The following is a 436-nucleotide window of genomic DNA, read 5'->3' as shown; positions in this document are numbered from 1 at the left end:
CCCACTCGTGCTGGCGCTGCGGCCCCATCTGCGCAGTTCGGCCGCGGGATCGCGCGAGTAGTCCGTTTGATTGCAGTGCCGGATGGGCGGCGGAACGGCCAAAGCCGCCGCGCCGTCCGTATTCGACCGGTCACCGTCCTGGATCATCATCCCATCACCACATGGAGGTTCGCTCAATGGATACGATCGCGCAGGCGCCGCTCATTCTGATAACAGGTGGAAGTCGTGGCGTCGGCGCGGCGACCGCGCGGCTTGCTGCCGCACAGGGCTACGATGTCGCGATCAGCTTCGTCTCCAACGAAGCTGCCGCCCTTGCAGTGGCGGCTGATGTGGAAGCCGCGGGGCGCCGGGCGTTGCCCGTGCGCGCGGATAGCGCGGATCCGGAGCAGGTGGCACAGCTCTTCGCGGCGATCGACCGGGAGTTCGGCCGGATCGA

General features: G+C 67.7%; 1 protein-coding gene. It reads left to right on the top strand.

Annotated features, from left to right (window positions below; all coding sequences use genetic code 11):
- Positions 1-176 precede the first annotated feature (176 nt).
- Positions 177-436: SDR family NAD(P)-dependent oxidoreductase (locus OWC48_RS46725; RefSeq protein ID WP_282526026.1), on the top strand; the 260-nt coding region annotated here is incomplete at its 3' end.

The sequence above is a fragment of the Bradyrhizobium sp. Arg816 genome (assembly GCF_029989365.1).
Lineage (GTDB): Bacteria > Pseudomonadota > Alphaproteobacteria > Rhizobiales > Xanthobacteraceae > Bradyrhizobium.
The sequence above is the reverse complement of the archived record's forward strand: the minus strand, read 5'-3'. Positions and strand labels throughout refer to the sequence as shown.